The 8,232-nt window shown below is 39.4% G+C and carries 12 protein-coding genes; 7 read left to right on the top strand and 5 right to left on the bottom strand.

Annotated elements, in window-relative coordinates:
* From opuCD to sdpI, 3 genes are all read left to right on the top strand, one after another.
* A partial coding sequence (opuCD, locus tag Q8865_10290) for a glycine betaine/carnitine/choline/choline sulfate ABC transporter permease OpuCD (GenBank protein MDP4153804.1) occupies positions 1–188 on the top strand: 188 nt, incomplete at its 5' end.
* Positions 189–407: 219 nt separating this feature from the next.
* Positions 408–680, top strand: a complete 273-nt coding sequence (gene sdpR, locus Q8865_10285) for a sporulation delaying system autorepressor SdpR (protein ID MDP4153803.1) — start codon at positions 408–410, stop codon at positions 678–680.
* Positions 677–1,300: an immunity protein SdpI gene (gene sdpI, locus Q8865_10280; GenBank protein MDP4153802.1), complete on the top strand. Its 624-nt coding sequence runs from the start codon at positions 677–679 to the stop codon at positions 1,298–1,300. Before sdpR ends, sdpI begins: the two co-directional genes overlap by 4 nt.
* Before the next feature lie 46 nt (positions 1,301–1,346).
* Here sdpI and sdpC read toward each other — a convergent pair whose 3' ends face one another.
* From sdpC to Q8865_10260, 4 genes are all read right to left on the bottom strand, one after another.
* The gene (gene sdpC, locus Q8865_10275) at positions 1,347–1,958 is read right to left on the bottom strand and encodes a sporulation delaying protein SdpC (protein MDP4153801.1); all 612 of its coding nucleotides are present in this window, start codon (positions 1,956–1,958) and stop codon (positions 1,347–1,349) included.
* A gap of 42 nt (positions 1,959–2,000) precedes the next feature.
* A complete protein-coding gene (sdpB, locus tag Q8865_10270; GenBank protein ID MDP4153800.1) occupies positions 2,001–2,972 on the bottom strand; it encodes a sporulation-delaying protein SdpB in 972 nt (323 codons plus the stop codon).
* The gene (sdpA, locus tag Q8865_10265; GenBank protein MDP4153799.1) at positions 2,969–3,445 is read right to left on the bottom strand and encodes a sporulation-delaying system protein SdpA; all 477 of its coding nucleotides are present in this window, start codon (positions 3,443–3,445) and stop codon (positions 2,969–2,971) included. Before sdpA ends, sdpB begins: the two co-directional genes overlap by 4 nt.
* 221 nt (positions 3,446–3,666) lie before the next feature.
* Positions 3,667–4,200 (bottom strand): GbsR/MarR family transcriptional regulator, encoded by a 534-nt coding sequence (locus Q8865_10260; protein MDP4153798.1) that lies wholly within the window; start codon positions 4,198–4,200, stop codon positions 3,667–3,669.
* 283 nt (positions 4,201–4,483) lie between these two features.
* Here Q8865_10260 and opuBA point away from each other — a divergent pair, with 283 nt between their 5' ends.
* Genes opuBA through opuBD form a run of 4 tightly spaced genes read left to right on the top strand, consistent with a single transcriptional unit; the run spans position 4,484 to position 7,928 of the window.
* Positions 4,484–5,629 carry a choline ABC transporter ATP-binding protein OpuBA gene (opuBA, locus tag Q8865_10255; GenBank protein ID MDP4153797.1) on the top strand — a complete coding sequence of 382 codons (1,146 nt, stop codon included), beginning with the start codon at positions 4,484–4,486 and terminating at the stop codon, positions 5,627–5,629.
* Positions 5,630–5,645: 16 nt separating this feature from the next.
* Complete coding sequence (gene opuBB, locus Q8865_10250) at positions 5,646–6,299, top strand: choline ABC transporter permease OpuBB (protein ID MDP4153796.1); 654 nt, start codon at positions 5,646–5,648, stop codon at positions 6,297–6,299.
* A gap of 11 nt (positions 6,300–6,310) precedes the next feature.
* On the top strand, positions 6,311–7,231 hold the full coding sequence (gene opuBC, locus Q8865_10245; protein MDP4153795.1) for a choline ABC transporter substrate-binding lipoprotein OpuBC: 921 nt from the start codon (positions 6,311–6,313) through the stop codon (positions 7,229–7,231).
* 16 nt (positions 7,232–7,247) lie between these two features.
* Complete coding sequence (opuBD, locus tag Q8865_10240) at positions 7,248–7,928, top strand: choline ABC transporter permease OpuBD (GenBank protein ID MDP4153794.1); 681 nt, start codon at positions 7,248–7,250, stop codon at positions 7,926–7,928.
* A gap of 40 nt (positions 7,929–7,968) precedes the next feature.
* On the opposite strand, the gene Q8865_10235 is transcribed toward opuBD, so the two are convergent.
* Positions 7,969–8,232, bottom strand: a 264-nt coding sequence (locus Q8865_10235; protein MDP4153793.1) for a methyl-accepting chemotaxis protein, incomplete at its 5' end; no start/stop codon positions are given.

Below are 8,232 nucleotides of genomic sequence, written 5' to 3'. Positions count from 1 at the left end.
GGGACATCATCGTCAGAGGATCAAACGCCACAAACGGAACCGCGATTATATTAGCGGGAGCGATCCCCACAGCTCTGATGGCGGTGATTGCCGATTTGGTCATGGGCTGGCTTGAACGAGCATTAAGCCCGATTAAAAAGAAAAAAGGAAATTTTATTATAGCTGATAGAAAAACCACCTCTATTTAAATACAACAGAGGTGGTTTTTTTAAATAAACAACATGTGTTAGTATCTGTTAAACATATTTTCCAGCGTTGGGATTATCCGAGTATTTGAAAAAATACAAAAATCAGATATTATAACCAATTTGAGGGTTGTTTTTAAAAAAATTCAAGTTATAATGAAAATAATACATTTATACAAATATCTAAATGTCTAAATGTTTTTTTGTAAAGGAGAAAACGCTATGAATAATGTTTTCAAAGCTATATCAGATCCAACAAGGAGAAAAATTTTGGATTTGTTAAAAGGAGGGGATATGACTGCGGGAGATATTGCTGAGCATTTTAATATCAGCAAACCGAGTATTTCGCACCACTTGAATATTTTAAAGCAAGCGGAAGTCATAAGTGACCACCGCAAAGGACAATTTATTTATTACTCTCTAAATACAACAGTACTTCAAGACTCAATAAATTGGATGCTTAACTTTATAAATAAAGGGGATAACGATTTATGAAGAAAAATATAATTTCCATAATTATTGTATGTTTGAGTTTCTTGACTTCAATTATATTATATCAATACCTTCCAGAAGAAATACCGATACAATGGTCAGGAAATAAACCGGCTGCAATTGTATCTAAACCTTTAACAATATTTATTATACCTGTTGTTATGCTTATTTATTATCTTACTTTTTATATGTTAACTATTAAGTCTACACAAAAAAATAAAGCATTGCTTTTCCTAGCTTCTAATAATATGTTAATCCTTTTATATATTTTACAACTTTCAACTCTATTGATAAGTTTAGGATACGAACTGAATATTGATTTAATAATAGGGCTTGGTGTTGGTATCTTTTTAATTATTGGTGGAAATTCAATGCAGCTAGCAGAACAAAACCATCTTATTGGATTGAGGACACCTTGGACATTAAAAGATGAGACTGTTTGGAAACTGGGAAATCGCTTCGCCTCTAAAGTACTTGTAGTGTGTGGTTTTATAATAGCTGTTCTTTCATTTTTTACAGGAGAATATATAATTCTTATTATGATTGTGCTAGTTCTTTTAGCATTAGTTATTTCAACACTAGCTTCATATCTTTATTACAAAAAATTAAACGGTTCACGTTGAAAAAGTGTCTTGCGGAGCAATCCGCAAGACACTCAATTATAATGGATTATTGATGAATCAATTTTAGGGTTTTTGCAGCAGCCGCTTCTAAATCAGAATTATTAGAAGCTGAAGAGGAATATTTGGCAACGTATTTCCACACTGCAGTTGTTACTGCGGCAGCCGTTTGTAATGCAACTGCGTTAACGCCCACAACATATAAATATCCAGCTGCTACACAGACGGCATAAAGCCCACAAGATGGAGTAACTTTATTAGAAGAGTATTTTACGTTTTCATTTTTCTTAGCATATTTTTGGATAAGTTGGTCTGCTTTGGTCATATTTTCAATGAGTTTTTTAGGGTCTTTGCTGTCAATCGATTGTTTCAATTCATCCATATATTGTGGTTGATCTTTTTTTATAAATTTGACTACATCATTTACTAACTTTTTACCTTCTGTACTATTTGCCTCTTTTACGAGTTTAGGGTCCAAATCGTTTGAAATTAATTTACCAACTTCCCCTTGTCCAAATAAAAGTCCTCTAAAGTAATCTTCTCCAGAAAATGTATGGTTTTCTTTAGCAGATGTACTTGACTCCTTAGAGAGTCCTACTAATGAAAAAACCAATATCGTCACCATGGAAACAATCAATAGCCTAAGTAATTTACTTTTCAAATTATTATACCTCCATTAAGTTATTTCTCCATTATCTAAATGTTAGCTATGAAACAATTTTGTAAGAAACTTGACTGATTCACCTCCTATTCTTTTGAAATTTCTCTTTCCTTTTACATATATATATTTAAATAAAGGAGAACACCAATTCATAGTGATATTTTGTTGTACAGGATGCAGATATATAATTAATGCTGATATCATGATCAAGCCAAAACTTACAATACCAATGCTGAATATTATCCCAATATGAAATAATATTCCCAAAACAAGAGCAATTCTCTTTATTCTGATATTTGAAATTATGCTTGCTGCTAAGAACAACTCAAAAATAGTTACTAACCAAGTGATGACAACAATAAAATTGCTTTCAAGTAGTGGATTCAATAAGTTAAGTTGATATTCAGGTAATCCAAACACCGGATCAGAAAAGAAATAGTAAATTGCTGTTCCTTCTGCCCACTCTTTATTTTTCAATCGCTCTAAAGCTGCGTTTAAATAAATGATAAAAACTTGAATTTTAATTATTGTCATTATATAAAACAATACTGTCTTCTTTGTGAAAGATTCATTATTGTTTTTCTTTATATTCCAATGATTTCGCCTTGAATCTAATAATGTAACAGGTAATATAAGAAAAGAAAGAACAGTTGCAATTTGCTCTCCACCATCGATAGTTAAAGCTGAAGTTTGAATACTATAGCAAATATACCAGTGAAATAAACCGGTAAATCTAGGTCTCCACCCTATAACCACTAAGGTTAATATAAAAATCATTAAGTATCTTATAATCTCAAAATTGATACTATATTCTTTAGCAAAACAAAAAGCGGTAGGGATATAGACATTTTCACATGTGACATTATTTGCACTATAACTAAATAAAATATCAGTACTATTGAATAATAGTACTAGTAATGTTGAGAAACCAAGTAAACTTCTAAAAAGTGCATATGTATTTTTCCATGGATTATAGGTGTCAATATAACCTTCTAAACTATTTAATATCTTCATACTATTTTTATTTTTAGCACCTTTCTTTCAAAAGAGGTAGTTTGCTTAAAGTCTATCCAATACCATGAGAGTGGTTTTTGGCGATATATTAGGTATTCTCCTTTGCTAAGATGTATATAATCTTCATTTTTTATAACCTTAATAGGCTTTATTTGTTTCTCTAAATTTGTGCAGGAGTTATTGTTTTCACAAGTTTTCCAATTCTTTGGATCGATATTCTCTACAATTTTGCCTAATTCTATTGCCTGAACTCTTCCTTCTCTTTTTATCCCAAAAAAATTATTGGGAAGTGCATTAGGTAACTTTAAATTTTCTTTTGTGTGAAATGAAATGTTTTCTTCTGTAGGGCTTTTACTATAAAAGCCAAAGCCTTGGGGAGACAATTGTTGCAAAAAATTTTTTTTGAACAGTGGATTCTGAGGTGAAATATTACTAAAGTAATAAGAAGAAAATAATAGGAAACATATAGTCATTACAGTTATAATTCCTTTTTTTTTGATATAGATTACCTCCTCTAAGCTAATATAATCATTTCAAAAAGATTATATAATAGCTAGTCAGAATAATCAACAAAAAATGGATAATGAATAAATTAATGTAAACTATGCATTATTTTGTTTGTTTTCTTGAAGTTTGATATTCAACCATTTGGATTGGAACTAAAAAAGTTCCCAGAATTGAATTTGGGAACTTTTTACGGCTTCGGCACATATTTAAAAATGTCTTCGCTCTCAAAAAACTCAATCAAACGGCTGAGCCAATTATAATAATCGAGCCATTCCTTTAATTCCTTCAGCAGCTCATTCACTTTTTCTTCCGCTTCAGGAGTAAGCTCTTCATCCAACACGCTAAGCAGCTCCCGATTGAGTTTTTTATGCATCATTTTGTTTTTGCTGACGACTTTGCTCCAGGTGGCTGAAAACAGCGTGATAAATGTTTGATAGTAGTCCTGCTCAACCTCATATAAATCTTTTCGCACGCCTTTTTCGAACACCTTCTCGGCAATGTTGGCATCAAGCATTTCCCGCACTACCTGGCTCATGCGTGTTTTGCTCATGCCGGTGGCCTCAGATAATTCCGTAAGCGTCATCGGTTTTCGATTCATATAAATAATGCCCAGCACTCGTCCGACGGTAGAGGGCATTCCAAATGCATGCATGTTTTCCGCGATTCTTTCTATAAAATGGTCCTCGGCTTGTTCAATGATCGTTAACGGATCTTTCTCCAACGGTTTCATCCTTTCAGCTAACAATTCCGATGTCAATATACCACATTTTTGATACGGCGAAAATGCTGTCAAAAGAGAATTTGGCAGGAAATTGGAGCAATAAGGAGATCAACACACGTCAATGCGGGTAAATCAGCGTTTACACATACTTTATAAATAATATGAACAAATTGTAAACTTTTTATTTTATAAACTTTATTCTATAATGGGAAGCATTCAATTGTCTGAAAAATTAAATTTAAACTGAACAAATTGAATAAACTTAATTTTGGAGGTGCGATGTTTGCTGACATTAGAAAATGTCTCGAAAACATACAAGGGCGGCAAAAAAGCCGTGAACAACGTAAATCTTAAGATTGCAAAAGGCGAATTTATCTGCTTTATCGGGCCGAGCGGCTGCGGAAAAACAACAACAATGAAAATGATTAACCGATTAATTGAGCCTTCCGCCGGGAAGATTTTCATTGACGGCGAAAACATCATGGACCAGGATCCTGTAGAGCTCAGGCGCAAAATTGGCTATGTGATTCAGCAGATCGGCCTGTTTCCCCATATGACCATTCAGCAGAATATCTCACTCGTCCCAAAACTGCTGAAATGGCCGGAGCAGCAGCGGAAAGAGCGGGCGCGTGAGCTTTTAAAATTGGTCGATATGGGGCCAGAATATGTAGACCGTTACCCTCATGAATTAAGCGGGGGGCAGCAGCAGCGAATTGGTGTATTACGGGCACTTGCCGCGGAGCCGCCGCTTATCTTAATGGATGAACCGTTTGGGGCACTCGACCCGATTACGAGGGATTCCCTCCAGGAAGAATTTAAAAAACTGCAAAAAACCTTACATAAAACCATCGTATTTGTTACCCACGATATGGATGAAGCGATTAAGCTGGCAGACCGGATTGTGATTTTAAAAGCGGGAGAAATCGTTCAAGTTGGAACGCCCGATGACATTTTAAGAAATCCGGCAGACGAATTTGTTGAGGAATTTATCGGCAAGGAGCGGCTGATTCAGTCATCCAGCCCGGATGTTGAACGGGTTGACCAGATTATGAACACACAGCCTGTAACGATCACCGCGGATAAAACGCTTTCTGAGGCCATTCAGCTGATGAGGCAGGAACGGGTCGATTCATTGCTGGTCGTCAATGACGAGCGCGTTCTGCAAGGCTATGTCGATGTTGAAATCATTGATCAATGCCGGAAAAAGGCCAATCTCGTCAGTGAAGTTTTACATGAAGATATATACACAGTACTGGGCGGCACACTGCTGCGCGACACGGTCCGCAAAATTTTAAAACGGGGTGTCAAATATGTTCCCGTTGTGGATGAAGACCGACGCCTGATCGGAATTGTGACGAGGGCAAGTCTGGTCGACATCGTGTATGACTCCCTCTGGGGAGAAGAAAAGCAGCTCGCAGCATTGTCATAGGGAGGGGCGATAAGTCATGCATCATATTGTTCAATTTTTGCAAACCAATGGGGGCGAGCTTCTTTATAAAACATACGAGCATATTACGATATCGCTCATTGCTGTGATCTTAGGTGTGCTGGTTGCCGTCCCCCTCGGGGTTGTGCTTACCAGAATGAAAAAAGGAGCCGGCACCATTATCGGCATTGTCAATATCATTCAGACGCTGCCGAGTCTGGCCATCCTCGCTTTTTTTATCCCGCTCCTTGGTGTAGGGAAGGTTCCGGCCATTGTGGCTTTGTTTTTCTATTCCGTATTGCCGATTCTTCGCAACACGTATACCGGCATTCGCGGCGTCAACAAAAATCTGCTCGAGTCTGGTAAAGGCATCGGAATGACGCCGGCTGAACAAGTCCGCTTGGTGGAGCTGCCGCTTGCCGCGCCAGTGATCATGGCGGGAATCAGAACATCGACGATTTACTTAATCGGCTGGGCCACGCTTGCTTCCTTTATCGGAGGCGGCGGATTGGGTGATTACATTTTTATCGGACTGAATTTATATCAGCCGGAATATATCATCGGGGGCGCGGTACCTGTCACGATATTGGCAATTGTGATTGATTATGTGCTGGCAGTTGCTGAACGAAAACTGACACCTGCCGGCATGCAGAGATTGAAGGAATTGTCATAAGGAGGCGGCTCATGAAAAGAAAATATCTCAAATTAATGATAGGTTTGGCACTTGCGGCAACGCTGACGCTGAGCGGCTGTTCGCTTCCTGGTCTCAGCGCTGCTGCAGACCAGACCATTAAAATCGGCGCGCAAAGCATGAGCGAATCAGAAATCATCGCCAGCATGCTTGGCCAGTTGATCGAACACCATACTGATCTCAAAACAACAACGATTAAAAATCTTGGCTCCAACGCGGTGCAGCAGCAGGCTTTAATGAATGATGAAATCGACATTGCGGCCACAAGATATACGGGAGACGCGCTGACAGGCACGCTGAGAATGGAACCTGAAAAAGATCCGGACAAAGCGCTGGCGCTTACTCAGCGGGAGTTTAAAAAAAGATATGATTTAAAGTGGTATGACTCCTACGGGTTTGATAATACATATGCCTTTACAGTCAGTAAGGAGCTGGCCGACCAATACCATTTAGAGACCGTATCAGACGTTAAAAAATGGGCGCCGCAATTAAAGCTGGGCGTTGATAACTATTGGATGAAGCTCAAAGGAAACGGCTATCAGGATTTTACGAAAACCTACGGCATGACATTCGGCGGCACGTATCCGATGCAGATCGGCCTTGTGTACGACGCGGTGAAAAGCGGAAAAATGGACATTGTGCTTGCGTATTCAACCGATGGAAGAATCAAGTCCTATGGTCTCAAAATGCTAAAGGATGATAAACAATTTTTCCCGCCGTACGACTGCTCTCCGGTTGTTCCGGAAAAGGTGCTCAAAGAACATCCTGAACTTGAAGGCATCATCAAGAAAATGCTCGGAAAAATCGACACAGCCACGATGCAGGAGCTTAACTATGAAGTCGACGGCAATCTCAAAGAACCGTCTGTCGTTGCCAAGGAATATTTAGAAAAACATCGCTATTTCGAATCGTGAAAGGGGGAAGAGGTCAATGAACGTGCTTGAACAGTTAATGACGTATTACGCGCAGAATGGCAGTTACGTCATGGATGAATTCGGCCGCCACTTTCTCATGTCGGCTTACGGCGTTTTATTTGCCGCTGTCGTCGGGGTTCCGGCCGGAATCCTCATCGCGCATTTTCGCCGTTTGTCAGCCTGGGTGTTTGCAGTAACAAACGTTATTCAAACAATCCCGGCGCTCGCTATGCTGGCCGTCTTAATGCTTGTTATGGGGCTCGGCGCAAATACCGTGATTCTATCATTATTTCTGTATTCCCTGCTGCCGATTATTCGAAACACGTACACAGGCATTATCAGTATTGAGCATGCCTACTTAGACTCGGGGAAAGCAATGGGCATGACGAAATTCCAAGTGCTCAGAATGGTTGAGCTCCCGCTCGCACTTTCTGTCATTATGGCGGGCCTTCGCACGGCTCTCGTCATTGCCATCGGAATTACAGCGATCGGCACATTTGTCGGTGCCGGAGGCCTTGGGGACATGATTGTCCGCGGCTCAAACGCAACAAACGGAACTGCGATTATTCTAGCCGGAGCGATACCAACTGCGGTGATGGCGGTAGGGGCGGATTTGCTCATGGCTTGGTTGGAGCGGGCATTAAGTCCGGTGAAGAAAAAAAGAACCGGGGCGAAACACGTTCAATCAGCTGCATAGAATAGAAAAAGAGGCTGGACTCCAGCCTCTTTTTTCTATATTAAATTGTAAACTGATCCATCTTTGCATTAAGCTCCTTAGCCAGCTGCTCCAACTCCTCAGCATTTTGAAGCACTTGATCCATCGAATGGGCGGATTGCTCGGTAATTGAAAATGTTTCTTCAATGCCGGCGGCAGACTCTTCGGATACAGAAGCGATATTTTCAATCGATTGGTTTGTTAACTGCTTCAGGCCATCCGTTACTTCCTTAATGCTGTCTGCAACATGGGTGACGGATTGTTTGATATGCTGCATAGCCTGTCC

The organism is Bacillota bacterium (assembly GCA_030705925.1).
Classification (GTDB): Bacteria; Bacillota; Clostridia; order Oscillospirales; family Feifaniaceae; genus JAUZPM01.
The sequence above is the reverse complement of the archived record's forward strand: the minus strand, read 5'-3'. Positions and strand labels throughout refer to the sequence as shown.

What these genes read in the sequence shown, in the direction of transcription:
- sdpR (MDP4153803.1), top strand. Translation starts at nt 408, where the DNA reads ATGAATAATGTTTTCAAAGCTATATCAGATCCAACAAGGAGAAAAATT.
- sdpI (MDP4153802.1), top strand. Translation starts at nt 677, where the DNA reads ATGAAGAAAAATATAATTTCCATAATTATTGTATGTTTGAGTTTCTTG.
- sdpB (MDP4153800.1), bottom strand. Translation starts at nt 2,972, where the DNA reads ATGAAGATATTAAATAGTTTAGAAGGTTATATTGACACCTATAATCCA.
- sdpA (MDP4153799.1), bottom strand. Translation starts at nt 3,445, where the DNA reads ATGACTATATGTTTCCTATTATTTTCTTCTTATTACTTTAGTAATATT.
- opuBB (MDP4153796.1), top strand. Translation starts at nt 5,646, where the DNA reads ATGCATCATATTGTTCAATTTTTGCAAACCAATGGGGGCGAGCTTCTT.
- opuBC (MDP4153795.1), top strand. Translation starts at nt 6,311, where the DNA reads ATGAAAAGAAAATATCTCAAATTAATGATAGGTTTGGCACTTGCGGCA.
- opuBD (MDP4153794.1), top strand. Translation starts at nt 7,248, where the DNA reads ATGAACGTGCTTGAACAGTTAATGACGTATTACGCGCAGAATGGCAGT.